The sequence below is a fragment of the Agromyces kandeliae genome, assembly GCF_009674665.1.
Lineage (GTDB): Bacteria > Actinomycetota > Actinomycetes > Actinomycetales > Microbacteriaceae > Agromyces > Agromyces kandeliae.
In genome coordinates this window covers 376,262-402,681 of the sequence record NZ_WKJD01000012.1, presented here as the reverse complement: position 1 = coordinate 402,681, position 26,420 = coordinate 376,262, and the positions used below count along the sequence as shown (strand labels likewise).

24 protein-coding genes are annotated in these 26,420 nt (G+C 72.6%); 8 read left to right on the top strand and 16 right to left on the bottom strand.

Features of this window, described 5'->3' with window-relative positions; all coding sequences use genetic code 11:
* Position 1 precedes the first annotated feature (1 nt).
* The 9 genes from GJR97_RS09005 to GJR97_RS08965 all read right to left on the bottom strand — a co-directional run bounded on the left by GJR97_RS09005 (position 2) and on the right by GJR97_RS08965 (position 9,731).
* Positions 2-367, bottom strand: a complete 366-nt coding sequence (locus GJR97_RS09005; protein ID WP_154346125.1) for a DUF2834 domain-containing protein — start codon at positions 365-367, stop codon at positions 2-4.
* Between the two features lie 53 nt (positions 368-420).
* Entirely contained in the window at positions 421-1,068 is a 648-nt protein-coding gene (locus GJR97_RS09000) for a hypothetical protein (protein WP_154346124.1), read from the bottom strand.
* A gap of 95 nt (positions 1,069-1,163) precedes the next feature.
* On the bottom strand, positions 1,164-2,027 hold the full coding sequence (locus tag GJR97_RS08995; protein ID WP_324613355.1) for a carbohydrate ABC transporter permease: 864 nt from the start codon (positions 2,025-2,027) through the stop codon (positions 1,164-1,166).
* Positions 2,028-2,146: 119 nt separating this feature from the next.
* Entirely contained in the window at positions 2,147-3,133 is a 987-nt protein-coding gene (locus tag GJR97_RS08990; RefSeq protein ID WP_154346122.1) for a carbohydrate ABC transporter permease, read from the bottom strand.
* Positions 3,134-3,241: 108 nt separating this feature from the next.
* Positions 3,242-4,603 (bottom strand): extracellular solute-binding protein, encoded by a 1,362-nt coding sequence (locus GJR97_RS08985; RefSeq protein ID WP_154346121.1) that lies wholly within the window; start codon positions 4,601-4,603, stop codon positions 3,242-3,244.
* 25 nt (positions 4,604-4,628) lie between these two features.
* Positions 4,629-6,389, bottom strand: coding sequence for a glycoside hydrolase family 13 protein (locus GJR97_RS08980; protein ID WP_407643584.1), 1,761 nt, complete (start codon positions 6,387-6,389; stop codon positions 4,629-4,631).
* A 264-nt stretch (positions 6,390-6,653) separates the two neighbouring features.
* On the bottom strand, positions 6,654-7,661 hold the full coding sequence (locus tag GJR97_RS08975; RefSeq protein ID WP_324613314.1) for a LacI family DNA-binding transcriptional regulator: 1,008 nt from the start codon (positions 7,659-7,661) through the stop codon (positions 6,654-6,656).
* Positions 7,662-7,732: 71 nt separating this feature from the next.
* Positions 7,733-8,662, bottom strand: a complete 930-nt coding sequence (locus GJR97_RS08970; RefSeq protein WP_154346120.1) for an NAD(P)-dependent oxidoreductase — start codon at positions 8,660-8,662, stop codon at positions 7,733-7,735.
* A gap of 100 nt (positions 8,663-8,762) precedes the next feature.
* The gene (locus tag GJR97_RS08965) at positions 8,763-9,731 is read right to left on the bottom strand and encodes an EamA family transporter (protein WP_324613313.1); all 969 of its coding nucleotides are present in this window, start codon (positions 9,729-9,731) and stop codon (positions 8,763-8,765) included.
* 87 nt (positions 9,732-9,818) lie between these two features.
* Here GJR97_RS08965 and GJR97_RS08960 point away from each other — a divergent pair, with 87 nt between their 5' ends.
* The gene (locus tag GJR97_RS08960; RefSeq protein WP_154346119.1) at positions 9,819-10,166 is read left to right on the top strand and encodes a hypothetical protein; all 348 of its coding nucleotides are present in this window, start codon (positions 9,819-9,821) and stop codon (positions 10,164-10,166) included.
* Positions 10,167-10,185: 19 nt separating this feature from the next.
* Here GJR97_RS08960 and GJR97_RS08955 read toward each other — a convergent pair whose 3' ends face one another.
* A complete protein-coding gene (locus tag GJR97_RS08955) occupies positions 10,186-11,730 on the bottom strand; it encodes an FAD-dependent monooxygenase (RefSeq protein ID WP_154346118.1) in 1,545 nt (514 codons plus the stop codon).
* Positions 11,731-11,805: 75 nt separating this feature from the next.
* Between GJR97_RS08955 and GJR97_RS08950 the strand changes: the two genes are divergently transcribed.
* Positions 11,806-12,381, top strand: a complete 576-nt coding sequence (locus GJR97_RS08950) for an RBBP9/YdeN family alpha/beta hydrolase (RefSeq protein ID WP_324613312.1) — start codon at positions 11,806-11,808, stop codon at positions 12,379-12,381.
* On the opposite strand, the gene GJR97_RS08945 is transcribed toward GJR97_RS08950, so the two are convergent.
* Positions 12,344-13,195: a DNA/RNA non-specific endonuclease gene (locus tag GJR97_RS08945; RefSeq protein ID WP_154346117.1), complete on the bottom strand. Its 852-nt coding sequence runs from the start codon at positions 13,193-13,195 to the stop codon at positions 12,344-12,346. The two genes, GJR97_RS08950 and GJR97_RS08945, sit on opposite strands and share 38 nt — an antisense overlap.
* Positions 13,196-13,344: 149 nt before the next feature.
* On the opposite strand from GJR97_RS08945, the gene GJR97_RS08940 reads away from it, so the two are divergent.
* Together GJR97_RS08940 and GJR97_RS08935 are read left to right on the top strand one after the other, a co-directional pair.
* Positions 13,345-14,928: a molybdopterin-dependent oxidoreductase gene (locus GJR97_RS08940; RefSeq protein WP_154346116.1), complete on the top strand. Its 1,584-nt coding sequence runs from the start codon at positions 13,345-13,347 to the stop codon at positions 14,926-14,928.
* 79 nt (positions 14,929-15,007) lie between these two features.
* Positions 15,008-15,226 (top strand): hypothetical protein, encoded by a 219-nt coding sequence (locus GJR97_RS08935; protein WP_154346115.1) that lies wholly within the window; start codon positions 15,008-15,010, stop codon positions 15,224-15,226.
* A 15-nt stretch (positions 15,227-15,241) separates the two neighbouring features.
* Here the strand turns inward: GJR97_RS08935 and GJR97_RS08930 are convergent, their stop codons facing one another.
* Positions 15,242-16,225: an acetylxylan esterase gene (locus GJR97_RS08930; RefSeq protein ID WP_154346114.1), complete on the bottom strand. Its 984-nt coding sequence runs from the start codon at positions 16,223-16,225 to the stop codon at positions 15,242-15,244.
* 85 nt (positions 16,226-16,310) lie between these two features.
* Here GJR97_RS08930 and GJR97_RS08925 point away from each other — a divergent pair, with 85 nt between their 5' ends.
* Entirely contained in the window at positions 16,311-16,751 is a 441-nt protein-coding gene (locus GJR97_RS08925; protein WP_154346113.1) for a hypothetical protein, read from the top strand.
* Here GJR97_RS08925 and GJR97_RS08920 read toward each other — a convergent pair.
* Positions 16,672-19,230, bottom strand: a complete 2,559-nt coding sequence (locus tag GJR97_RS08920) for an HAD-IC family P-type ATPase (protein WP_154346112.1) — start codon at positions 19,228-19,230, stop codon at positions 16,672-16,674. The two genes, GJR97_RS08925 and GJR97_RS08920, sit on opposite strands and share 80 nt — an antisense overlap.
* A gap of 152 nt (positions 19,231-19,382) precedes the next feature.
* On the opposite strand from GJR97_RS08920, the gene GJR97_RS08915 reads away from it, so the two are divergent.
* The 3 genes from GJR97_RS08915 to GJR97_RS08905 are packed head-to-tail and all read left to right on the top strand — an operon-like array spanning position 19,383 to position 23,576.
* A complete protein-coding gene (locus GJR97_RS08915) occupies positions 19,383-21,380 on the top strand; it encodes a gluzincin family metallopeptidase (RefSeq protein ID WP_154346111.1) in 1,998 nt (665 codons plus the stop codon).
* The gene (locus tag GJR97_RS08910; RefSeq protein ID WP_154346110.1) at positions 21,373-22,614 is read left to right on the top strand and encodes an MBL fold metallo-hydrolase; all 1,242 of its coding nucleotides are present in this window, start codon (positions 21,373-21,375) and stop codon (positions 22,612-22,614) included. The genes GJR97_RS08915 and GJR97_RS08910 overlap by 8 nt, the downstream gene beginning before the upstream one ends.
* A 44-nt stretch (positions 22,615-22,658) precedes the next feature.
* The gene (locus GJR97_RS08905) at positions 22,659-23,576 is read left to right on the top strand and encodes a carbohydrate kinase family protein (protein WP_229276124.1); all 918 of its coding nucleotides are present in this window, start codon (positions 22,659-22,661) and stop codon (positions 23,574-23,576) included.
* 58 nt (positions 23,577-23,634) lie between these two features.
* Here the strand turns inward: GJR97_RS08905 and GJR97_RS08900 are convergent, their stop codons facing one another.
* Genes GJR97_RS08900 through GJR97_RS08890 form a run of 3 tightly spaced genes read right to left on the bottom strand, consistent with a single transcriptional unit; the run spans position 23,635 to position 26,384 of the window.
* Positions 23,635-24,060 carry a pyridoxamine 5'-phosphate oxidase family protein gene (locus tag GJR97_RS08900; RefSeq protein WP_154346109.1) on the bottom strand — a complete coding sequence of 142 codons (426 nt, stop codon included), beginning with the start codon at positions 24,058-24,060 and terminating at the stop codon, positions 23,635-23,637.
* Positions 24,061-24,119: 59 nt separating this feature from the next.
* Complete coding sequence (locus GJR97_RS08895) at positions 24,120-25,544, bottom strand: MBL fold metallo-hydrolase RNA specificity domain-containing protein (RefSeq protein WP_154346108.1); 1,425 nt, start codon at positions 25,542-25,544, stop codon at positions 24,120-24,122.
* A 3-nt stretch (positions 25,545-25,547) separates the two neighbouring features.
* Complete coding sequence (locus GJR97_RS08890; protein WP_154346107.1) at positions 25,548-26,384, bottom strand: universal stress protein; 837 nt, start codon at positions 26,382-26,384, stop codon at positions 25,548-25,550.
* Positions 26,385-26,420: the final 36 nt, after the last annotated feature.

Below are 26,420 nucleotides of genomic sequence, written 5' to 3'. Positions count from 1 at the left end.
GCTACGGTCGCGGCGCCCCGGGCGTCGCCGCCTGCGCGTCCCGGAGCGTCGCGAGCCGCCGCTCGCGCATCGCGAGCCAGAGCGGGAACGTGAACGCGAACGCCGTCAACGCCGATCCGACGATGTACGCCCATGCGAAGCGCATCCCGAGTCGGCGCGACTCGACGACGATCAGGATGCTCCCGGCCACCGCGACCACGAGCAGGTCGGTCGTGATCGACGACACCGCCGGGCCGCTCGAGACCAGGTCGCCGACGAAGTCGTTCCGCTCGGCGATCGCGATCGCGTTGTACGTCCAGGTGCCGACGAGGCCCGCGACGGCGGCCACGAGGTAGACGACGGCGAGCGGGGTCCAGTGACGGGTCATGCGCCCAGTGTGCCGGTCCGGGCCGGTCGGCCGACGGATGCCGCGGGGGCGCGTCAGTACTCGGGGATCGCCTCGACGGCCCGCTGCGCCGCGCGCCGCGCGAGGTCGCGCATGAGGTCGCCGCCCACGTCGGACATGCGCTCGGCGCGATGCTCGGCGTAGTCGGGCTCCTCGTCGTAGCGCGGCCAGCGGCGATCGAGTTCCTGCTCGATCGCGGCGCCGAGTTCCTGCCAGGCGTCCTCGCGGGCGCGCTCGACGAAGTGCGCGACGTAGGCGTCATCCGACCGCTTGCTCCAGAGCTCCTTCGCGACCGAGGCGTAGACCTTCTCACGCCGGCGGAGGTTGAGCAGGTCGTCCCGGTGGTAGTCGTGCTGGTGCTGCGAGCGGCCCTCGCGCTTGCCCGCGGCGGTGCGCTCGTCGGCGACGTGCTCGGCGGCCTCATCGGCCTCCTGCACGAGTTCGTACAGCACTGCTCGCGCCTCGGATGCGGCGTGCTCGTCTGAGAACGGCTCGTCGGTGCGGAGCGCGTGGACGATCAGCCGGTTCTTCAATGCCATCCGCCCGGCCGACTCGGCCATGAGCATGCCCTCCTCGAGCATCTCGTCGAAGGTGGCGAGGCGCGCCTCGGGCAGCCGCGAGCGGTCGAACGGCGCCATCTTGACCCGGCCGCGTCGACTCCACGGCCACGGGAATCCCCCCATCCGCACCTCCTCGCGTCGCCCCTTCGAGGGTACCGAGGTCAAGGTGAACGGATGCCGCGAGCTCGCGGCCGTCGGCACCCGGTCGGCGGCCCGCCTCAGCCCTTGACCGCGCCCCCGAGGCCCGCCCCGCGGAGGAAGAGCCGCTGGAACAGGAGGAACAGGACGACCGGGATCAGCGTCGAGATGGCGAGCGCCGCGAGGAACACGTCGAGCTCGGTCTGCGACTGCACCGCGGGCAGCCTCACCGACAGCGGCTGCACGGCGGGGTCCGGCAGCACGAGCAACGGCCAGAGGAAGTCCTTCCACGCCGCGATGACCGCGAACACCGACACCACGCCGAGGATGGGCTTCGACATCGGCAGCACGATCGACCAGAACACCCGGAAGGGCCCCGCGCCATCCGTCTTCGCCGCTTCGAAGACCTCGCGCGGCAGGCCGTCGAAGAAGCGCTTGACGAGCAGGATATTGAACGCGTTCGCCGCCGCCGGGAGCCACACCGCCCAGTACGTGTTCAGCAGCGACGTGCCGATCACGGGCGGGTTCAGGATCGTCAGGTAGAGGGGCACGAGCAGCACCACCGCGGGGATGAACAGCGTCGCGAGCACGAGCGCGTTGAGGATCGGCGCGTACTTGGGCCGCAGCACCGAGAGCGCGTAGCCCGCGGTCGTCGCGATGAGCAGCTGGAAGAACCAGGAGCCCGCCGCGACCCAGATCGTGTTGAGGAAGTACTGGTCGATGTGGATGTCGTTCCACGCGCTCTCGAGGTTCGCCCAGTCGACGCCGTTCGGCCAGAGCGCGAACGGCTGCGAGAGCGTGTCCTGCGTGGGCGTCACCGCGGCCTTCGCGAGCCACAGCAGCGGCCCGAGCCCCGCGACGACCAGCCCGACGAAGAGGAAGCCGTGCACGAACGTCATCGACGCGCGGACGCTGCCGCGGCGGCGGTCGGCGGTCGAGAGCACGCCGCGGTCGCCCTGCTCGTCGGTCGATGCGGCGCGACCGCGGCGTGCGAGGCCGAGGAGGCGCGGACGCGGGGCCGCGCCGTGCGGGCGGTCGAGCAGGGGCTGGTCGGGTGCGCCGGTCAATTCGTGCTCCAACGTTCGGTGAGCTTGAAGTACGCCCAGCTGAGGAGCGCCAGGAAGATCGCGAGCATGAGGCTGAGCGCGGTCGCCTCGCCGTACGCCCCGCCGAGGCTGTTCTGGAATGCGTACCGGTAGATGAGCAGCAGGATGGTGAGGGTCGCGTTGTTCGGCCCCCCGCCCGTGAAGAGGAACGGCTCGAGGAACACCTGGCTCGTCGCGATGACCTGCAGGATCAGCATGATGAAGAGCACGCCGCGCAGCTGCGGCAGCGTGACGTGCCAGATCTTGCGCCAGATGCCGGCGCCGTCGACCTCGGCGGCGTCGTACAGCTCCGGCGGCACGGCGATGAGCGCGGCGAGGTAGATGATGATCGCGCCGCCGGCGGCGGCCCACGTCGCCTCGAGCACGAGCGAGGGCATGACGGTGGCCGACGACTGCAGCCACGGCTGCGGCGGGATGCCCACCCAGCCGAGGATCGTGTTGAACACGCCGTCGGGGCTGGCGTTGTAGAACACCTTCCACAGCAGCACCGCGACGACCGGCGGGATGACGACCGGCAGGTAGGCGAGCGCGCTGTACAGCCCCTTGCCGCGGCGCACCTCGCTCATCATCACCGCGAGCAGCAGCGGCAGCGGGAAGCCGAACAGCAGCGCGAGCAGTGCGAAGTACAGCGTGTTCACGACGGCCGTGCCGAGGTTCGGGTCGGAGAGCACGCGCACGAAGTTGTCGATGCCGACGAACACCGGCGGCGAGACGAGGTTCGTCTTCTGGAAGCTCATCACGACCGCCTGGACGATCGGCCCCCAGCTGAAGACGGCGAAGACGACGAGCATCGGCGCGACGAACGCGAGGTTCGACAGTCCGCCGCCGCGGAGCCAGGTCATCGGCGTGCGACGCCGCTTCCGGTGGGCCGGCACGTCCGACGGCGGCCGGGGCGGCCGGTCGGCGGCCGCGTCGGCGACCTCCGGGTCTCGGGTCATCGTCATCGGTGCTCCTGGCTCGGGCGGGGGGCGGATGCCGCGGGGCGGCGGCGAGGGTGGGGGGCGGATGCCGCGGCCGCGCGGGGAGGTCGCGGCCGCGGCATCCTCGCGGGGCTACTGGTCGAGCAGCGCCTGCGCGTCGGCGTCGACCTGCGCGAGGAGCGCGTCGATGTCGGCGTTCTCGTCGGTGAGCACGGCCTGCACGAGGTTGTCCATGAGCGCGTAGATCGGCTGCGTCTGCCCCTTGAACTCGCCGATCGGCGTCTGCTCGAAGATGCCCTCGGTGAAGCCCGCCATCTGGTCGAGCGGCACGTTCACATACGGCTCGATCCAGGTGAGCGACTCCTCGTAGGTGGCCTGGTCGAGCACGGGCAGCACCGGGGTCCCGACCGCCTGGCCCGCGTCGGAGAGGGCCTTCGCATCGGCCACCGCGGCATCCTCGTCGAGCAGCTTCTGCATGTAGTACCAGTCGATCCACTTCACGGCGGCCGCCGTCGTGGCGTCGTCGAGGTTCGGCGGCATCACGGCGATGTCGCCGCCGCCGAGCACGCCGCCGCCGTCCTCGGTGGGGATGACCGTCAGGCCGTAGTCGTCGGGGGCCATGCCGAAGTCGCGCACGAGCGCCGTGTAGACGTCGGACCCGGAGGTGTACATGCCGACGTTGCCGGCGGCGAACTCCTGGTTGATCGTGCCCCAGTCGAGGTCGAACGTCGCGCCCATCGAGTCGTCCTCCCAGCGCAGGTCGTGCAGGAACTGCAGCGTCGCCCGCGTGGCGTCGTCGTCGATCGTCGACGTATAGGTGCCGTCGCCGTTCGCGGTCTGCAGGGACGCGCCGCGCGAGTCGGCCTGCACCGAGAGCTGCCATCCGCCGGTGTTGCCGGTCGCCATGGTCGCGTACCCGGCCTTGCCGGTCGCCTCCGAGATCTGCTTCGCAGCCTCGCGGACCTCGTCCCACGTGGTCGGCGGGCTGTCGGGGTCGAGTCCGGCCTGCTCGAAGAGGGCGCGGTTGTAGTGGAGGCCGTTGGCGTACGCCTGCCGCGGGAAGCCGAAGACCCGTCCGTCGGCGTCGGTGACCTCCTCGAGGATGATCGGGTTGAACTTGTCGGCGTAGCCGAGCTCCTCGACCTCGTCGGTGACGTCGGCGAGCTGGCCGTTCTCGAGCAGCGTCTTCGAGTCGGTGAACGGGACCGTGAAGACGTCGGGGAGGCTGCCGCCGGCGAGCTGGGCCGCGAACGTCGGCGCCGTCCACTCGTACTCGACCCCGACGATGTCGATGTCGGGGTTCGCCTCCTCGAACTGCGCCTCCTGCTCGGTGAAGGCGTCGTACGCCGCCTGGTCGGCTCCGGGCGGGAAGGTCGCGACGCGGAGCTCGAGCGTGCCGTCCTCCGAGCCGCTTCCAGACGTGCATCCGGCGAGGGCGCCCGCGACCGCCAGCGCGGTGACGCCCGCGATCGCGATTCTGCGTGATGACTTCATTGTCGTGGTCCTTTCGGTGCTGTGTTCAGGTGGTGGTGCGGAGGTGGGTGCGTTCCGCGGTGGCCCGCGGGCTCTCCGTCCCGGTCCGCACGCGGAGCCAGGCCGTCGAGTCGGATGCGAGCAGGCCGCCCGCGAGCGGGGCGCTCGCGAGCAGGATCCGCTCGTGATCGGGGAGCTCGACCGGCGTGCGGCCGAGGTTGGTGACCGAGACGAGGTCGTCGCCGCGGGAGAACGCGAGCACGTCTGGCCCGAGGTCGAGCCACGCCATGGGGCCGTCGCCGAAGCCGGGCTCGCGTCGACGGATGCGCAGCGCGTCGCGGTAGAGCCGAAGCATCGAGCCGGCGTCGGCCTCCTGCGCCTGCACGCTGAGCGCCGCCCACTCGGCGGGCTGCGGGAGCCACGGTGCGGCACGCGCGCCGTCTGGGCTGAAGCCGAAGGGCGAGGCGGTGCCGCGCCACGGCAGCGGCACGCGGCATCCGTCGCGGCCCGGGTCGACTCCGCCCGAGCGGAAGTGCATCGGGTCCTCGAGGACGTCGCGAGGCAGGTCGACCTCGGGCAGGCCGAGCTCGTCGCCCTGGTAGAGGTACAGCGAGCCGGGCAGGGCGGCGGTGAGGAGGGCCGCGGCGCGGGCGCGCCGGGTTCCGAGGTCGAGGTCGGTCGGCGTGCCGAAGCGCTTTCGCGCGAACGCGAAGCCGGAGTCCTCGCGTCCGTAGCGCGTGACCGGACGGGTCACGTCGTGGTTCGAGAGCACCCACGTGCTCGGTGCACCGACCGGGGCGTGCGCGTCGAGCATGAGGTCGATCGAGGCGCGTAGCTCCGCGGCATCCCACGGGCGGGCCATGAAGTCGAAGTTGAAGGCCGTGTGCATCTCGTCGGGGCGCAGGTAGGCCGCGAAGCGGGCGGCATCCGGCACCCAGACCTCGCCGACGAGCACGCGCGTGCCCTCGTACGAGTCGGCGACGCGCCGCCACGCGCGGTAGACGTCGTGGACCTCGTCGCGGTCCTCGGTCGGGTGTCCGCCGGGCTCGACGAGGGCGGGCACCTCGGGAAGCCCCGGGTCCTTGATGAGCAGGCCGGCCGAGTCGATGCGCACGCCCGCCACGCCGCGGTCGAACCAGAATCGGAGGATGTCCTCGTGCTCGGCGCGGACGTCGGGGTGGTTCCAGTTGAGGTCGGGCTGCTCGGGGGCGAACAGGTGCAGGTACCACTCCCCCGGCGTGCCGTCGGGGTTCGTCGTGCGCGTCCACGTGCCGCCCTGGAAGTTCGACACCCAGCCGGTCGGCGGCTCGTCGCCGTTCGGACCCTTCCCGGGGTGGAACCAGAAGCGCTCCCGCTCGGGGCTCCCCGGCTCCGCGGCGAGCGCCGCCCGGAACCAGGGGTGCTCGTGGGAGACGTGGTTGGGGACGATGTCGATGATGGTGCGGATGCCGCGCTCGAGCGCCGCGCCGATGAGCTCCTCGGCATCGCCGAGCGTGCCGAACGCCGGGTGGATGTCACGGTAGTCCGCGACGTCGTAGCCGCCGTCGGCGAGCGGGCTCGGGTACCAGGGGTTGAACCAGAGCGCGTCGACGCCGAGTTCCTGCAGGTGGTCGAGGTGCGCGAGGACTCCGCGGAGGTCGCCGGTGCCGTCGCCGTCGGAGTCCGCGAAGCTGCGGACGTAGACCTGGTAGATCACGGCGCTCCGCCACCAGAGCGGATCGGCCGTGAGCGCCGCGGGGGTCGGCGCGGGCGCGGCCGCGGGAACGGTGACGTCGGCGGCGGCGGCCTCGGTGAGCGGCGTGGTCACGGCGTTCGTGCTCCTGTCGTGGGCGGTCGGCGCGCCGCGTCAGGTGGACCACGGCGTCGATGCCCGTCAACGTAATGAGAGCAACAGGATGATGCAACTTTTCAACATCAGACCAAAAGTTTGCGACGACTTGCGCGCGATTGCGGTGCTCGCTTGCGCGTCGGCAGCACGACGCGACCGAACGCCGGATCCGGCAGGGCGAGCACCGACGACCGCACGTGGGGCTCGGGGGCGCCGGTCGCGGGTCGCCGGTCGCCGGTCTGGTCAGCGCCTGGCGGGCGCCGTCGAGGCGCGCACCACGAGCTCGGGCGCGAAGAACACCTCGTCGCCCGTGACGCCGTCGCTCGTCATCTGCCGCATCAGCAGCTCGATGATCATCTTGCCCATCGACTCGATCGGCTGGCGCACGGTCGTCAGCGGCGGCTCGGTGCAGTTCATCAGCGCCGAGTCGTCGTAGCCGATGACCGACACGTCCTCGGGCACGCGCAGGCCCGCGCGGCGAACCGCCCGCACCGCGCCGAGCGCCATGGGGTCGCTCGCGCACACGATGCCCGTGACGCCGGCCGCGAGGAGCTTCGCCGCGGCCGTCTGCCCCGACTCCAGCGAGTAGAGCGAGTGCACCACGAACTCGTCGGGCAGCTCGACGCCGTGGCGCTCGGCCATGGCGATCGCCGCGGCGTGCTTGCGCTGGGACGGCACGTGGTCGCGCGGCCCCAGGAGGATGCCGATGCGCTCGTGCCCCAGCTGCAGCAAGTGGCCGAACGCCTGCTCCATCGAGACGACGTCGTCGCACGACACCGTCGAGAACCCGAGTCCGTCGACGGGGGCGCTCACGAGCACCGTGGGCAGCTTCAGCTCGCGCAGTCGCTCGTAGTGGTCGTGGTTCGCCTCGGCCTGCGTGTACGCGCCGCCCGTGAAGATCACGCCCGAGACCTGCTGGTGCAGCAGCAGCTCGACGTAGTCGGACTCGGAGACCCCGCCCGCGGTCTGGATGCAGAGCACGGGCGTGAACCCGTTCTGGGCGAGGCCGCCGCCGATGACCTCGGCGAGCGCCGGGAAGATCGGGTTCTGCAACTCGGGCATCATCAGCCCGACGAGCCTCGCCCGCTCGCCGCGCAGCTTCGTCGGCCGCTCGTAGCCGAGCACGTCGAGCGCCGTGAGCACCGCGTCGCGCGTCGACGCCGAGACGCCGGGCTTGCCGTTCAGGACGCGACTGACCGTCGCCTCGCTCACGCCGACCTTGCGCGCGACGTCCGCCAGCCTCCTCGACACGGCGGCAATGCTACGCGAACGAGCGCAAGAACTCGACAGGATCGAGTTGGCGGATGTCGCGCCGGCCGGCCCTACGCGTCCGGATCGAACCCCGGGGTGCGGCCGTCTCGGCCGACGTACTTGACGACCAGGCTGCAGTCCAGGTCGCCGTAGCCCTCGTCGATGAGGCGGCTGAACCGCTCCATGGCGAGCCGGCCCGCCGCGAGGTCGAGCCCGGCGGCCTCGCCGGCCTCGAGCGCGTACGACAGGTCCTTCTCGGCGAGTCGGGTCGTGAACGTCGCGTCGAAGTTGCGGTTCGCCGGGCTCGTCGGCACGACGCCGGGCACCGGGTACCACGTGCGAAGCGGCCACGAGTCGCCCGACGACACGGTCGCGATGTCGTGGAACACGGTCGGGTCGAGCCCGAGCGCCTCCGCCAGCCGGGCGCCCTCCGACGAGGCCTGCAGCGTGATGAAGAGCATCAGGTTGTTGGCGAGCTTGGCCGCGATGCCCGACGTCGGCCCGCCGACGACGAACACGTGCCCCGCCATGGGCTCGACGAGCCGAGCGGCCTCGCCCGTCCCGGCCTCCTCGCCGCCGAGCATGAACGTGAGCGTCCCGGCGTGGGCGCCGGCGATCCCGCCCGACACGGGCGCGTCGACGAAGCGGAGGCGACGCACGAACGCCGCGTCGTGGCTCGCGCGCGACGTGGCGACGTCCACGGTCGACGTGTCGAGCACGAGGGTGTCGGGACGCACGACGTCGAAGACGCCGACCCGCCCGCCCGCTCCCCCGATGAGCACCTCGCGCGAGTGCTCGGACCTCGGCAGCGAGGTGAACACGGCGTCGGCGTCGCGTGCCGCGGTCGCGGCATCCGTCACGACCCGCACGCCCGTGGCCGCCGCGCGCTCGGCCATGCCCGGATCGACGTCGAAGCCGACGACCTCGTGTCCCGCCTCGACGAGATGGGCGGCCATCGGCCCGCCCATGTGCCCGAGCCCGATCCACCCGATCACGGCCATCGCGTCCTCCTCGACGTCGGGGACGGCTCCGCTGCCGCACCTGCTCCCCACGCTACGACGCGGCGCACGCGCGCGCACGGGTCGCTCGTCCCGCGTCGGCTCAGGGGATCGTCTGGGCGGTGGCCTCGAGGTCGCTGACCCGGCGATCCCGCTGCGTGGCCAGCGCCAGGGCGGCGGCCCCGCACACGACGACGATCGCGATCGCCTCGACCGGCGTGAACGACTCCTCGAGGACCAGCACGCCGAAGACCGCCGCGATCACCGGCCCGAAGCTCGTGATGATCGCGTAGAGGCGCGGCGTGATGCGACGGAGGATGTAGGTGTCCAGGCTGTAGGGCAGCGCCGAGCTGAGCACGCCGACGCCGAGGAGCAGTCCGGCGACGCGCCAGTCGACGACGGCCGGGTCGAACGTCCAGGCCGCGACGGGCAGCAGCAGCACGAGGCTGACGAGGCTCGCGACCGTGAGGCCCTCGAGCCCCGGAAGGCGCGTCGCCACGCGGCGCGTGAGGAGGATGTAGGCGGCCCAGCTGGCGGCGGCCGTCAGCGCGAGCAGCACGCCGACGGGGTCGACGCCCGCCTCCGCCGCCGACGGCCCGCCCGCGGCATCCGCCCCGATGCCCGGTGCGATCAGCAGCACGACGCCGGCGCCGGCGGCGACGGCGCAGCCGACGTCGAGCACACGGCGCGAGGCGAACAGCGCGATCGCGAGCGGGCCGAGGAACTCGATCGTCGCGGCGACGCCGAGACCGAGCAGGTCGATGGAGACGTAGAACGAGACGTTCATGACGGCGAGCACGACGCCGAGGGCGATCGCCGGGCGGAGCCGGCGCCACGTGAGGCTCGCGCGCTTCGGACGGTAGAACGGGAGCACCGCGGCAGCCATGACCAGCTGGCGGACCGCGACGACGACGAACGCACCGACGACCGGGATGACGAGTCCGGCGAGCGACGAGCCGAAGTTGATCGACACCTCCGTGCCGAGCTGCGTCGCGGCTCCGGCGAACCGACGGCGAGCCAGGGCTGCGCCGGAGGGTGCCCCGACGGGCACCGGGTCGGTCTCGTGCGTCACGGGACGACGATACGCGGTGCGCGACTCGCCCCCGCGCCTGTCGCGCGGCCGACCCGCGCTGCGGTTGGCTGGGATCAGGGGTGCACGATGACGAAGCCATTCGGAAGCCTGACCGACGACGAGGTGCAGCACGCGGGGCGGGTCGAGCTGCGGCGGGTCGTCGTGACCGACGACGTCGAGTCGTGGGACCTGCTGCTGTACACGGCCGGAGGCATCGAGCCGATCGCGGTCGACGCGTTCAGCCTCGACGAGCTGAACCGCATCAACCCGCCGTCGTCGCGCGACCTGGCCGATGGCGTCGCGAAGGTCGTGCTCGGATGCCACGGCCTGCGCCGCACCGAGCCCTGGACGATGTCGCGCGACGCGGCGGCCTGGACCGCGCGCGTCGCGCCGGTGCCCGTCGCCGCCTCGGAGGAGGCGCCGGCCGGGGGCTGAACCGTCGGGCCGCGCGCGCTCAGCCGTCGAGCTGCTCGAGGAAGCTCGCCGGCACCGCGCCTCGACGCGCCCGACGCCCGGCGGTGGTGCTCGCCTCGGCCGCCACGAACCCGTCGGGGCGCACGAGGTAGAGCCGGTCCGAGCGGAGCCGTCCCGCCGCGGGCGGGAGGACGTGGTGCTCGAGGCCGAGCGATGCGGCGACGCCGCGGACGAGCTCGGCCGGCGCGCCGTACCCGTGCACCTGCCACCGGAACGAGCGCAGCGCATCGAAGTTCGACGGGTCGCCCCCGGTGTACGGCAGCCGCTTGCCCACGACGTCGTCGCGCACCTGCGAGCGCGAGGGCGTCCGGTCGGACATCCGGTACCTGATGCGGATCTGCGAGATGAGGCCGAACACGCGGTCTCCACCGAGGATCCGCGGCAGCACGGGCGCGAGCAGGCGTCCGACCGTCGGGACCATGCGTCCGCGGACGGCGTGCGCCAGGCGCGACTCCGACGTCACGTTCCCGAACAGTCGGTCCGTCGTGGCGACGAGCTTCAGCGCGACCGGGCGGCGCTCCGCCTCGTACCGGTCGAGGCGCGTCGGCGGCATCCCGCCGACGAGCACGTCGCCCAGCGCGTTCGCGAGGTTGTGCGCGTCCTGGAGGCCCGTGTTCATGCCCTGGCCTCCCACGGGGGAGTGGATGTGCGCGGCGTCGCCGACGAGGAAGCACCGCCCGTCGCGGAACCGGGCCGCCACCCGGTGGTGCAGGCGGTACGTCGCGAACCAGGTCGACGAGCGGTAGCCCACCGTGAACCCGCGCGCGAGGCGCGAACGCAGGAGCTTCTCGGACAGCTCGTCGGCACCCTCGAGTTCGGTGTCGCGCACGACGCCCAGGATGCGGTGGTGCCCCTCCCCGCCCATCGGGAACGACAGCAGCAGGTCATCGGGCGCGAAGCGGACGTTCACCCAGCCCTCGACGAGGCCGCTGACGCCGATCGCGTCCGCCACGAAGAACGTGTGCTGGTTCGTCACGCCCTCGAAGGGGATGCCGTGCAGCTCGCGCACGGCCGAGTGCGCGCCGTCGGCGCCGATGACGTGCCGCGCCTCGACGATGAGGGCGCCGTCGGGGCCGTCGAGGGTCGCGGAGACGAGCGAGGTCTGCGACCGCAGTGCGACGAGTCGGTGGCGCCAGCGCACCTCGCGCCCGGACTCGGCGAGGGCATCGACGAGCAGGCGCTCGTTGCGGCTCTGCTCGAAGACCGTCAGGTCGGGGAAGGGCGTGAGCCCCTCGCCGAACCGTCGCAGCGGGATCCGCCCGAGCTCTCGATGCCGGAACCCGAGCACCGCGCCGCTCGCCTCGGCCCGACCGGCGAGGACCCGGTCGGCGAGCCCGAGCTGGTCGTACAGCTCCATCGAGCGCGCCTGCACGAGCAGTGCGCGCGACTCGTGCGTGGGGCCGTCCTTGCCGTCCACGACGATCGCGTCGACGCCGCGGCGGGCGAGGACCACCGCGGCCATGAGCCCGCTCGGCCCCGCGCCCACGACGAGCACGTCGGTGCGGAGGATCTCGGGTTCCGCCATGCTCCCAGCCTGTCACCGCCCGATCGATGACGGAATGCGTCGGCCCGGCGCGGCCCGGGATGCCATGCTGTCGCCGTGACCCACCCCCTCGTCATCGTCCCCGGCATCGGTGGCTCCGGTCCGGAGCACTGGCAGTCGCGCTGGGAGGCCGCGCTGCCCGGGGCCCTCCGGATCGCCCCGGCGTCGTGGGACGAGCCCGAGGTCGGCGACTGGGTCGCGGCGATCGACCGCGCGGTCGCGGCGAGCCCGGCCCCGCCGCTGCTCGTCGCGCACAGCCTGGGCTGCCTCGCGGTCGCGCACTGGACGATCGAGGCGGATGCCGCGTCCGCGCGCACGGCGGGCGCCTTCCTGGTCGCTCCCCCCGACCCGTCGGGCCCTGCCTTCCCTCGTGCGGCGGTGACCGGCGGGTTCACGCTCCCGAGCGCGCCGCTCGGCCTCCCGGCCACCGTGCTCGCCTCGACGGACGACCCCTACGCGGAACTCGCGCGGAGCGCGGAGTTCGCGGCGGCGTGGGGCGCCGGCTTCGTCGACCTCGGGGCGCGCGGGCACGTGAACGCCGCGAGCGGGCTCGGCGAATGGCCGGAGGGACTGCAGGTGCTGGAGGACGTCGCGACTACGGCGCGCCGAGCCGCAGGTCCTCCGGCTGCGTGAGCTCGCGCGGGCCGTCGGCGGCGAGCGCCGGAGTCATGCGGTCGGCGGCGACGAGCAGGGGCATCTCGACCCCGGTGATCGCCGCGATGTCGGCGACGGCCACCTGGAACGTGCGGAACGGGCCGAGGTCGGGCACCTCGGCCGCGCCGGCGGCGACGCGCGCTCGCTCGCGCGCGGCGATGCCCGCCCTGCTCCGCATCGGATCGTCGAGGTCGACGACGGGAGCCTGGTCGAGCAGGAAACCGGCCGTGGCGAGCTCGTCGCCTGAACGCCAGGCGACGACCTTCACGAACCGCAGCGGCACCTGGATGCCGCGGTAGGGCGGGTCGTCGACCGCGAGCACGGGTGCGGTGAACACGCTGAGCCGCTGCGCGTGCACGCGGGCGAACGCGAGCACGTGGTCCTCCAGCCCGTTCCACAGCTCGAGCGACTGGTTGAACTCGGCCTGCTGCGGCGCCGCGTTCGGGTAGCGGAAGGTCTCGGCGTTCGCGCGCGCCGCGACCTCGGGCGGACCCCAGACCGGGTCGCGGCGGCGGACGAGATGCCCCCGATCGAGGTCGTTGCGCGCGTACACCTCGGGCCCGGCCTGCCAGTCCTCCGGGATGCGGGCGTCGTACTCCCAGTCGTCGCGCCGTTCGACCTCGACGAGCGCGGCGCCGTCGACGTTGACGCCGGTCATGCGCGCGAACCGACGGCGCGTGTCGAGCACGATCGTGAAGTGCAGGTGGTCGAGGGCGACGGATGCCGCGGCATCCGCCTCGGGAACCGACGGCATCGGCGCCTCGACCCCCAGGAACCGCGCATCGAAGCCCATGCGTCCAGCACACCACGCGCCGCCGACACCGGGCCGGCCTCCGCTCGGCCCGGCGCACCGCGGCGCACGACGTCACCCCAACCGGATCACCGCCCGCGACGAACCACTCCCACGCGGGCTTCCGATTCCCCGCGGCTGCGGAGGGGACCATGACGCGCACGAGGACGCGGAGGCGCGGCGCCCGCCTGCGATGGGTCGCCTGGGCCGGCGTGGCCGGGATCGCCGCCGGTGCCGCGTTCCTCGCGGTCGCCGAACTCGTCGCGCTGCTCGTCGCTCGCGAGGCGAGCCCGGTGCTCGCGGTCGGCGCGTTCGTCATCGACGTCGTGCCGCAACCGCTGAAGGAGTTCGCGATCTCGACGTTCGGCGAGGCCGACAAGCCGATCCTGCTCGCCGGTCTCGGCGTCGCGGTGGTCGTCGCGAGCGCGGCGGCCGGGGTCCTGCAGCTCGTCGGACCGCCGCTCGGGCTGGTGGCGTTGGGGCTCGCCGGGGCGGCGTCCGTCGCCGCGACCACGACGCGAGCCGGCGCGTCGGGCTGGTCGTGGCTGCCCGCCGTCGCCGGGGCGGTCGCGGGCGTCCTGCTGCTGCGCGCCGCCGTCATCCGGCTCCGCACCTGGCGCGACGGCGCGACCGCGACCGATGCGGCGGGCGACGACCGGGACCCCCGGCTCGACCGACGGGGCTTCCTCGCGCTGACGGGCATCGCCGCGGCATCCGCCGTCGTCGTCGGCCTCGGGGCCCGGCTGGCGACCGCCGCCTCGTCGTCCATCGCGGCGATCCGCGAGGCGCTGCGTCTCCCGGGGCCGCGCTCGGTGGTCGACGTGCCGGCCGGCGCCGAGCTCGACGTGCCGGGCCTCAGCCCGCTGATCACGCCGAACGCGGACTTCTACCGGGTCGACACCGCCCTGACCGTTCCCGAGGTGGACCCGTCGACCTGGCGGCTCGTCGTCGACGGCATGGTGGACCGGCCCATCGAGCTCGGCTTCGACGACCTCGTGGCGATGGGGCTCGACGAGTACGGCGTCACGCTCACGTGCGTGTCGAACGAGGTCGGCGGCGACCTCGTCGGCACCGCGATCTGGCTCGGCGTGCCCGTGCGCGACATCCTGCGCCTCGCCGGTCCGCGGCCGGGTGCCGACATGGTCCTCTCCCGCAGCGTCGACGGCTTCACCGCCTCGACGCCGCTCGAGGCGCTGACCGACGACGACAGGGACGCGATCCTGGCCGTCGGCATGAACGGGGAGCCGCTGCCCCTCGAGCACGGCTTCCCGGTGCGGATGGTGGTGCCGGGGCTGTACGGCTACGTCTCGGCGACGAAGTGGGTCACCCGGTTGCAGGTCACGACCTTCGCCGACGACGAGGCGTACTGGACGCCCCGCGGGTACAGCGCCGAGGCGCCGATCAAGATGTCCTCCCGCATCGACACGCCCAAGCCGGGCCGCCCCGTCCCGGCCGGACCCGGCGTGATCGCGGGGGTGGCCTGGGCGCAGACGGTCGGCATCGAGCGCGTCGAGGTGCGCATCGACGACGGCGAGTGGCGCACGGCGACGCTGTCGACGCCGATCAACGCCGACACGTGGGTGCAGTGGATGGTCGACTGGGACGCCGCGCCCGGAACGCACTACGCGACGGTTCGGGCCGTCGACCGGAACGGGCGCACCCAGGTCGAGGAGCGCGCCCCGATCGCGCCGGACGGCTCGACGGGCTGGCAGCGCACCCTGATCACCGTGACGTGAGCTGTCAATGCCTCGACGGATGCCGCGCTCGCGACGAGCATCGTGGAAGGCGGCCTTCGCGTCGCCGGATGGAGGGACCATGGCCGAGACCCCGCACACCCAGGACGAGCCGATCGAGGAGGGCGCGGGCGACGCGAGTCGCGCCGACCGCATCGCCGGCATCCTCGAACAGGTGCGGAGCGACCTGCGCCTCGGCCACGCGCGCGACGAGGAGGCCGAGCTCCGCCTCCGCCTGGCGGACGCCGGGATCACGGCATCCGACGCGGAGATCGAGCGGTACGTCGCGCGCGAACTCTGATCGGCGTCGCCGGGATCAGCCCGGCGAGCCCGCCGCCAGCACGCCGGCGAGCCACTCCGCCTGCCGCTGCCAGTGCAGGCCCTGCCCGCCCTCGTGCTCGTTGAACGCGTACTCGACGACCTCGGCGCCGACGGCGTGGTGGTTGACCGCGGCATAGACGGTCGACGGCGGGCACACGGGGTCCATGAGCGCCACGGACACCAGCGCGGGCGCGCTCGCGCGCTTGGCGAAGTTCACGCCGTCGAAGTACGAGAGCGTGCGGAAGACGGTCGGCGCGGCATCCCGGTGGATCGAGAGGTACCGGACGATCTCCTGGTACGGATCGCGATCGGTCAGGCCCACCGACCGCTCGAAGCAGCAGAGGAACGGCACGTCGGGCATCGCGCCCACGAGCCCCTCGGCGAGCCCGGCCGCGGCGAGCACGATGCCTCCGCCCTGCGAGCCGCCCGTGACGGCGACCCGGTCGGCGTCGACCGCGTCGAGCGAGCGCACGGCGTCGATGGCGAGCACCGCGTCGGTGAAGACGCGCCGGTAGTAGTACTCGGCCGGGTCGTGGATGCCCCGGGTCATGAACCCCGGGAACGACGGCCCGGTGCCGTGCGGGTCGGGCGTGCCGCCGCCGGTGCCCCACGCGCTGCCCTGCCCTCGGGTGTCCATGAAGAAGTGCGCGTACCCGGATGCCGCCCACTGCAGCCGCTCGTGCGGGAGGCCCCGGCCGCCGCCGTAGCCGTTGTACTCGACGACCGCGGGCAGGGGCCCCGACGCATCCGCCGGCACCAGGAACCACGCCTTCACGGGGTCGCCCCCGAAGCCCGAGAACTCGACGTCGTAGACGTCGACGAGCGCGAGCGGCGAGTCGACCCGCGTCAGCCGGGGCGGCTCCGCGACGGCGCGTGACGCGGCGAGCGTGTCGGCCCAGAACGCGTCGAAGTCCTCGGGCTCGGCCACCTCGGGCCGGAACGCCCGGAGCTCGGCGGCGGGCAGGTCGAAGAAGGGCATGCGGGTCTCCTCGCTGAGTGGCGGCCGGGGTGGTCGTCAGCGTACCCGTAGGCTGACGACCATCGCGGGCACCGGGGAGGCCGACATGAGCGACGAGACGCGGTCGACGCCGCGCCCGCCCAAGCGCATCATCGCCGTGGTGGTGCTCACCTACCTCGCCGGCCTCCTCGACATCGCCCTCGGCGTCCTGCTCGTCCTCGCGCGCTACGACGCCGAGGTCCAGCGGGAGGGCGAGCAGCTCCCGGTCACCCTGCTCGGCGCGGCGCTCATCCTGATCGGCCTGCTCACCATCGCGATGGCCTCGGGGCTCACCCGAGCGCGCCGCTCCGCGCGGATCTTCGTCACGGTCCTCATGGCCCTCTCGCTGACGACGACGACGCTCGACATCGTGCGCGACGCCGACGCGATCGGGTCGACCCTCATCGGCGCGCTCGTGCCGATCGCCGTCATCCTCGTGCTCTGGACCGGTCGGGGGGCTCGGTACTTCCGCGAGGCCCGCTCGGCACGCCCGGAGCCGTCTGCCTGACCGCCGCGACGAGCGCCGCCGGCACCGTCGGGGCCATCCGGGCGACGGCCCGCCGGTGCACGAACCGGACCACCTCGATGCCCGCGATCGCGACGAGCGACCCGGCGAGCGCCAGCACCGCGGTGATCTCGCTCAACTCGACGAGTTCGAGGAAGTCCGCGGTGAGCGGGATCGCGTAGATCGCGACGAGCCCGATCGCCATCCCGCCGATGATGACGATCTTCCACCCGTCGATGGGGCGCGAGAGCACGATGAGCACCCAGAGCCCGACGATGCCGAGGACCAGCGTCGAGCCGCTCCGGAGCTCGTCCTCCGGGATCCCGGCGTCGGTCGCCATGCGGCTGTAGAGGGCGAGGACGAGCGCGATGACGATGCCGGCGGGGATCGCGAAGCTCAGCGACCGACGGAGGAACCCGGGAACGTAGCGTCGCGCGTTCGGCATCAGCGCGAGGAAGAACGCGGGGAAGCCGATCGTGAGCGCGTCGGTGACCGAGAGCTGCCGCGGCAGGAACGGGAAGGGCAGCAGCATGACCCCGAACAGCACGGCGAGCCCGGTCGCGTAGGCGGTCTTGGTGAGGAACAGCATCGACACGCGCTCGATGTTCGCCGCGACCCGGCGACCCTCGGCGACCACCCCCGGCAGGTGCGAGAACCGTCCGTCGAGGAGCACCAGCCGCGCGACCGCCTTGGTGGCCGAGGAACCCGACTCCATGGCGATGCCGATGTCGGCCTCCTTGATCGCCAGCGCGTCGTTCACGCCGTCGCCGGTCATGGCCACGGTGTGACCGCGGCGGCGCAGCGCCGTGACGATGTCGCGCTTCTGCGTCGGCGTCACGCGGCCGAAGACCACCTCGCGCTCGATAAGCTCGCCGAGCTCGTCGAGGTCGTCGGGCAGGGTGCGGGCGTCGATCCCGTGCGGCGCGTCCACGCCCACCTCGCGGGCGATCGCGGCGACCGTCTGCGGGTTGTCGCCCGAGATGATCCGCACCGCCACGCCCTGCTCGGCGAAGTACTCGAGGGTCTCCCGCGCGTCGCCGCGCACGTTCTCGCGGAACGTGAGCAGGACGACCGGCATCAGGGATCGCGGCAGGCGTTCGGCCTCGGCGCGCTCGGCGGTCAGCTCGTCGGGGCTGTGCGCGAGCACCAGCGTCCGGCGCCCGCTGGCGGCGAGCCCGGCCGCACGGTCGCGCAGCCCCTCGGTGCCGGGCGCGCCGGCGGCATCCGTCGCGGGGAAGACCATCTCGGGCCCGCCCAGCACCCACGTGCCCCCACCCGGGAAGCCGACCGCGCTCCACTTGCGCGACGACGCGAAGGCGATGCGCGCCTGCGGCTCGAGCGCGCGCCGCACCGGGTACGGCTCCACGAGGCACCGCGCGGTCGCGTTCGCCTCGGGGTCGGCGCCGTACCACGCGAGGACGTCGGTCCAGCCGTCGGGCGGCGCGAGCGCGACCGGGTGCGCCGCGTCGAAGACGATGTCGCCCTCGGTGAGGGTGCCGGTCTTGTCGAGGCAGATCAGGTCGACCCGTGCGAGGCCCTCGACCGCCGGCAGTTCCTGGACGAGCACCTTGCGGCTCGCGAGGCGCACCGCGCCGACGGCGAACGCGATGCTCGTCATCAGCACGAGGCCGAGCGGGATCATCGCGACGACGGCCGCCACGGTGGCGACGACCGCCTCGTCCCACAGTCCCGCCTCGATCGCCTCGGCCCAGCCGCCCTGCGCGACCATCTGCGCGTTGAGCACGAGCAGGCTGACGGGGCCGATGATCCAGGCGATCCATCCGAGCAGACGGTTCAGCGACGACCGAAGCTCCGATGCGACGAGCGAGAACTGCTTGGCCTCGCTCGAGAGCTTGTTCGCGAAGGCGTCGGCGCCCACCCGGTCGACCACCGCGGACCCCGCGCCCCCGATCACGATCGAGCCCGACAGCACCTCGTCGCCCGGCTGCTTGTCGACCGGGTCGGACTCCCCCGTCAGCATCGACTCGTCGAGCTGCAGGCGCTCGGATGCCACGACCTTCGCATCCGCCGGGACCTGGTCGCCCGCACGCAGCACGAGCCGGTCGTCGAGGACCACGTCGGCGAGCGCCACGTCGTGCTCGCGCCCGTCGCGCCGGACGCGGGCGCTCGGCGCGTGCAGCAGCGCGAGCCGGTCGAGGGCGCGCTTGGCGTTGAACTCCTGCCACGAGCCGATGATCGTGTTCGCGATCGCGCTGAAGCCGAAGAGCGCGTCCTGCCAGCGGCCGATGAGCAGCAGCGCGACGAAGCACGCCGCGATGATGCCGTTGAAGAGCGTGAAGACGTTCGCCTTGACGATGCTCCAGGCGCTCCGGCTCGTCGGGCTCTCGAACGCGTTGGTCTCCCCGCGGGCGACGCGCTCGGCGACCTCGCCCGCGCTCAGTCCGTCGGTGCGCTCGTCGATGGCCCTCTCCCCGGTGCCCACCCGGTCATCCCACCACAGCCCGGTCCGACGGCGCAGCATCGGTGCCGCCGGTCGCCCGATCGTCTCGACGACGCGCCCCGACCGCGTCGATGCGATCCGGAATGGGGCTCGGTCCCGGCAGTCGCTCGGAAACGGTGGAGGATCGTCGCCCGACTCCATACGCTCGACCTCATCGGGGGAAGGAGTCGATCATGCGATCCGTCTCGAAGTTCTCGTCCGTCCCATCCGAGCAGTACGGGTCGCCGGAGATGCCCCGCGACGTCGGATCGTCGCGGCCGACCGCTCGCGGGCACGGCACGCTGGCGTCCCGGCAGCTCCAGATCTACGCGTTCGATCCCCAACTCGGAAGGCGGCGGCGGTTCCGGATCTCGCTGGAGATCCCCCACGAGTCGCTCCAGGTGGACCAGCACCTCGGGGTCGACGTCCGGCTTCGCGGCCGGCTGTTCGACGTGGTCGACTACGACGCCGCCCGCGAGCAGTACTACGAAGTGGTCGACCTCGAGAACCCGAGCCTCGTCGCAGGCGGCGGGCTGCCGCCGACCGTCGACGACCCGAAGTTCCACCAGCAGATGGTCTACGCCGTCGCCATGAAGGTGGTCTCGAACTTCGAGCGGGCCCTCGGGCGCCGGGTGCAGTTCCGAGAGCCCGTCGCGCTCATCCCCCATGCATTCCGTGGACGCAACGCGTTCTTCGACCCCGCCACGAACGCCATCTACTTCGGGTACTTCCGGGCCGATCCCGACGACCCCGGCGGCAACCTGCCCAACCAGTGGATCTTCACGTGCCTGTCCCACGACATCATCGCCCACGAGGTCACGCACGCGATCGTCCACAACCTGCGACCGCGGTTCCGCGAGGCCACCAACAAGGACGTCTACGCGTTCCACGAGGCCATCGCCGACATCGTCGCGATCTTCCAGCACTTCGGATTCCCCGGCGTGCTCGCGGACGCCGTCCAGGCGGGTCGCACCGACCTGTCGCGGCCGGGACCGCTGCTCGAGCTGGCGGCTCAGTTCGGTCACTCGACCGGCGCGGGCCGCGCGCTGCGGAGCGCGCGGGACCGGATCGACGAGATCGCCACCTACGAGGACACCTTCGAGCCGCACGATCGCGGCGCCGTGCTCGTCCGTGCGGTGTTCGACGCCTTCTTCGCGACCTACTCCGCGCGGGTCGAGGACCTCATCCGGATCGCGACCGGCGGAACCGGGCTGCTGGGCGAGGGCTTCCTCGGCGCCGAATTGGTCGAGCGGATCACGGACGAAGCCGGCGACACCGCGCAGCGCGTCCTCGACCTGTGCATCCGGGCCTTCGACTACCTGCCCCCGCTCGACATCACGTTCAGCGATTACCTGCGGGCCCTGGTCACCGCGGACCGCGAACTCAACCCCAGCGATCCCTACGACCTCCGCGCCAACCTCGTGGACGCGTTCCTGGCCCGCGGCATCCATCCGAAGGACGTGTTCTCGGCGAACGAGGAGTCCCTGCTGTGGCCGGGACTCGCGAGCCCGGCCGGTGATCCGCCGGAACCGCTCGCCCCGTCCGTCCTCGACAGGCTCGCCGCCTTCGAGGTCGCCGAATGGGGTGCGGCACCGGCCGGCGAGGACCCGGACACGTCGGCGCGCATCAAGAAGCGCCTCGAACGCCGGCATGACGAGCGGGACGCCCTCGAACGCGAGGTGCGCGCCTACGGGCAGCGCCATCACGCGCTGCTCGGGCTCGAGCCGGACTCGACGGACCGGCCGATTCAGGTGGACGGCCTCGACCTCGTGTTCAGGGTCGGCGGCGACGGCCTTCCGCTCACCGAGGCGATCGCGCAGTTCGTGCAGGCCGGCGGTGCCGACTCGATGGACCCGGTCGGCGGACTCGACGTCCGCGCCGGGACCACGGTGGTGTTCTCGGGCGACGGATCCCCTCGCTACGTCGTCGCCAAGCCGCTCACCGGCGGCGTCGACGATCAGGGAGCCCCGACCGGGCGGCTGGCCGAGATCGCCGAGTTCATCGACCAATGCGACCAACGCGACCCCCGGTCGGCCTGGTTCGGCGACGACGAGGGCTTCGCCCTCCGGATGCAGGAGCGGTTCGACTTCGCGTTGGTGCACCAGATGGCGCCGGTTCGCCGGCCCGACAGGTCGGGGAGCGTTCGCCGGGGCGACGACCGGCCCGATGAGGGAGGAGCCGATCGTGGATGAGGTCACGGTCTCGATGTACAACGTCGGCTTCGGCGACTGCTTCCTGCTCCGCATCCCCGCCGTCGGTGGAGAACGGAAGGTCCTGATCGACTGCGGCTCGATCAAGCGAGGTTCGGCGGGGAGCATCGACGACGTCGTCGAGCAGATCATCGCCGACGTCGACGACGGATCGGGGCCCTCGATCGACGTCGTCGTGATCACGCACCGTCACCGCGATCACGTGTCGGGCTTCGCGAGCGAGCTCTGGCGGCGCGTCGCCGTGTCCGAGGTGTGGCTGCCCTGGACCGAGGATCCGGACGACCCGATCGCACGCGACATCCTCCAGACGATGGCGTCGTTCGCCGAGTCGTTGCACGTCGACCGGGATGCCGGGCGCTTCGCGGCGATGTCGGCCGCCGAGACCGAGCTGGTCGACCACGTCATCGAGAACACCCTCGCGCTCTCGAACGAGGCGGCGATGTCGACGGTGCATCGCGGCTTCGCGGGCGGATCGAGCGGTGCGGTGCGGCGCTTCCTGGAGCGCGCGCCGGGGACGCTCGACACCGCGGACGTCCTGCCCGGGGTCAAGGTGCACGTCCTCGGCCCGTCGCGCGACGAAGACGTCATCCGGGACATGAACCCGCCCTCCGGCGAGAGCTTCCTCCACGTCGCCGACGGCGGCGGACCCGATCTCGACGCGTCGGACCTCCTGCCGTTCGAACCGATCCCGGCACCACGTCCCGACCTGCTTCCGATCGGGGTCGAGGAGCGTCTCCGGGAGATCGCACGGCGATCGCTGCTGATGGGCGCGGTCGCGCTCGAGAGCGCCGTCAACAACACGAGCCTGATGCTCGTGTTCGAGGTCGGCGAGGCCGTGCTGCTCTTCCCGGGCGACGCGCAGTGGGGAACGTGGAAGGTCAACCTCGACGATGACGTGCGGAGGGACCTCCTGGCGCGGACGACGTTCTACAAGGTGGGTCACCACGGGAGCCACAACGCCACCCCGGTGAGGTTCGTCGACGACGTGCTGAACGCCGATGGCCGCGACGACGTGTGGGCGGCGATCTCGGTGACCCGGCACGGCAGGTTCACGAAGATCCCGAAGGCGGAGTTGCTCGACGAGCTCTCCACGAGGATCGCGGACCCGGATCGGCTCGTCCGGAGCGACCGACCGCCGTCCCCCGCACCGCCCCCGATGTCCGTCATCCCCGGTCGGTCCGGCGTCATCCGATACGACTTCGCGCTGTCCACCTGACCCGTCGCAGCATCGGCTCGCGGACGATCGGCGACGACGGCAGGATGGGACCGATCGTCGCGATGGTCGCGGCCGGACGGGAGCAGCGCGTGAGCGGCAGGGTCGTGGTCTCGGGGCCGGCGTCGTGGAACCGGATCGTGCACGTCGAGCATCTGCCCGCCCCCGTGCCGCACATGCAGTTCGCGCTGGCCGACCACGAGACGGTCGGCGGCACGTCGGCGGGCAAAGCGCTCGGGCTCGCCGCCTTCGGACGGCCGGTCACCCTGTTCACCCTGATCGGGTCGGATCCCGACGGCGAGCGCCTGCGCGGCATCCTCGATCGCGTCGACGGACTCGACCTCGACGTGGTGGACGGCGCGCGCACCGAACGGCACCTCAACCTCATGACGCCGCTCGGCGAGCGCGTCTCGATCTACCTCTCGACCCCCGACGACCGGGACTCACCCGAGGACGACCGACTGACCGCCGCGATGGAGGACGCCGCGGCGATCGTGCTCGACCTCTCGGAGCGGTCGCGCCGGCTCATCCCCGACGCGCGCGCCTCGGGGCGGCCGATCTGGATCGACCTGCACGACTACGACGGCACGAGCGAGTTCCACCGCCCGTTCCTCGATGCGGCCGACGCGGTCTTCCTCAACGCCGACCGGCTCGGCGGCGACCCCCTGCCGTTCCTGCGGCGCGTGATCGACGACGGCGCACGGCTCGCGGTGTGCACGCTCGGCGCGGAGGGGGCCGTGGCGCTGGCCTCGGAGGACGGTGCCGTCACCGAGCACCGCGTCGACGCCGTGCCCGTCGACGTGCGCGACGCCAACGGCGCGGGCGACGCCTTCATGTCGGGCGTGCTCCACGCGATGCTCGGCGGGGCCGACGTCGACGCCGCCCTGGAGGTCGGCGCGCAGCACGCGGCATCCGTCCTGGTGACCCGGCACCTGCACCCGACCCTCGAGCCGCTCGTCGGCTGAGGTTGCGCCGACCCGAGGCGGATGCCGCGGCATCCGCCTCGTCCGAAGGCGCAGCGCCTCAGCGCCGGAACTCGCGCCCGCGCACGTCGGTCGGCTGGATCCGCACCCACCGGTCCTTCGACTCCGGCGCCCACGGGTGCACCCCGAGCGTCTCGGCGTGCTCGATCTCGCTCTGCCGCTCGAGCTGGCGCGCCTCGCCCTTGGCGACGACGCTGAACGCGTCCTCGTCGGTGTAGCCGTCGACCTCGAACGCGACGTGCGAGTGGATGGTGAGCTCGAGCAGCTTCGTCCCGGCCGCCGTGCGGAACACGATCGCCGGAGCATCGGCGCCGTCGTGGTCGACCATGTGGTTCACCGGGAAGATGTCGACCTCGCCCGCGGCGAACACCGCGATGCGCCCGAACGGCGCGGCCTCGATCCGCGACCAGCACTCCTCCTCGCTGAGGTGCCGCGTGGGGGGACGCGTGTCGTCCTGTTCGTCCATGGGCCTTCCTTTCCTGTGTCGTCCGGTGGTCGGGAGCGTATCGCGGCGGCGAGCCTCGGTCAGATCGACGCGTCGATCGCCGCGACCGCGTCGATCGGCGCCGCACGCGCCGACCTCGGGACGATCTCGGCGGCCTGGTGGTGGTCGGGCACGCGGGCCGCCCGCCCGAGTTCGCGCCTGATCCGCGCACGCAACGTGTCGGCCGCGTGCGCCTCGCCGTGGACGACCCACGTCATGCCCGGCGGTTCGGGCGTCGCGCGCATCCAGCCGAGGATCTGCTCCGCGTCGGCGTGCGCCGACATCGACTCGATCGACACGACCTCGGCACGGATCGGGAGGTCCTTGCCGAACAGGCGGAGCGAGCGCTCACCCGCCTGGAGCGCGGCCCCGCGCGTGCCGCCGGCCTGGAAGCCGGTCAGCACGATCGCGTTGTGCGGGTCGGAGCCGTACGCGTCGAGATGGTGCAGGATCCGCCCGCCGGTCAGCATCCCGCTCGCCGACAGGATCACGAGCGGACCCCCTCGCAGGTTCAGCAGCTTGGAATCGTCGACCGACGTGACCCGCCTCGCGAGGCCGTACATGCGGCGCAGTTCGTCCGGGCCGAGCCGATGCTCCTCGGGGTGCCGTTCGTAGATCTCGACGGCGTCGACCGCCATGGGGCTGTTCAGGTAGATCGGGACGTCGGGCAGCTCGCCGCGATCCGCGAGGCGCGACAGGTGCAGGAGCACGCTCTCGGTGCGGCCGACCGCGAAGGCGGGGATGAGCACCACCCCGCCGCGCCGCGTCACGCGGCGGATGACGTCGCCGAGCGCACGCTCGGGATCGCCTGCCGAATGCACCCGGTCGCCGTAGGTCGACTCCGCGACGAGCACGTCGGTCGACTCCAGCGGCTCCGGAGGCCGCATGAGCGGGTCGTCGGGGCGGCCCAGGTCGCCGGTGAAGTGGACGGTCGCCCCGTCGACTTCCAGCCGCACCTGCGCCGCACCGAGGATGTGCCCGGCGTGCACGAGTCGCACGTCGACCCCGGGGGCGACGCGGCGCGACTCGTGGAAGTCGAGCGGTTCGAACCGAGGCATCGTCCGGCGGACGTCCTCCGACGTGTAGAGCGGACGGGGGTCGGCGTGCCGCGACCAGTGGCGGGATGCCGCGTGGCGGGCCTCCTCCTCCATGAGGTACGCGCTGTCGGCCAGCATGATCTCGGCGAGCTCGATGGTGCCGGGGCTCGCGAGGATGCGACCGGCGAACCCGTCGCGCACGAGCGCGGGCAGGTACCCGGAGTGGTCCAGGTGCGCGTGCGTCAGCACCACCGCGTCGATCGTCGCGGGATCGACGGGGAACGGCTGCCGATTGCGCGCGCGGAGCACCTTGTAGCCCTGGAACAGCCCGCAGTCCACGAGCACGCGCGCGCCGTCGCACTCGACGAGGTGGCGCGACCCGGTGACGGTGTCGGCCGCACCGAGGAACCGGATGCTCCGCAGGCCCATGGCCTATCCGACGTCGCTGACCACGATGACCGGACCGGCGGCGCTCAGCAGCAGGTCGTGGCTCACCGAGCCCAGGAGGAAGCGGGCCATGCCGCCCGCCGCGTGGCTGCCCACGACCACGACGCCGGCGGTGTCGCTGTACTCGGAGAGCACCGCCGCGGCCGACCCGCGCTCGAGGCGCCCGGACGGAGCACCGCCGAGCGAACGGGCGAACTCCACGGCCTCGTCGAGCACGTCGCGTCGCATCTCCTCCATGAGGGCGACGTCGCCGAGGTACTCCACGTAGGCCGAGTTCCAGCTGGTCGGCACGACCCACGCGTGGACGAGCTCGAGCGGTCGCCCGGAACGAGCGGCCTCGTCGACTCCGACGCGGATCGCCGCCCGCGCCTCATCCGACCCGTCGACGCCGACCACCACCGCGCGGCGCTCCACGGCCTCCCAGTCGGGCGGGACGACGGCGACGGCACCGCGTCCGCGACGACCGGCGAGCCGGGCGCCGAGGGTCCACGCGGTCTCGTGCCCGCTCTGCGACCCGCCCACCACGACGAGTGAGCTGCCGTCGAGGTACGTGGCGAGCTCCTTGTCGGGGCGGCCGTGCACCGTGAGCGTGTCGACCGTGCGTCCGGGATGCTCGACGCGAAGCCGCTCGGCCCGGTCGATCAGCTCGACCCTCGCCTCGGGAAGGTCCCCGGTGGCTCGCAGGTACTCGCTCGACGTGTCCGCGCCCGGCACGGTGTGCACGATCAGCAGGGGTGCCGCGTCGTCGCGTGCCGCCGCCCACTCCAGCGCTGCCTCCGCGTTCGGGGACCCGTCCCATCCGACGACGATCTGCGTGAACACGTCCGATCACCCCTTCGTGCCCGTACTCCGACGGCC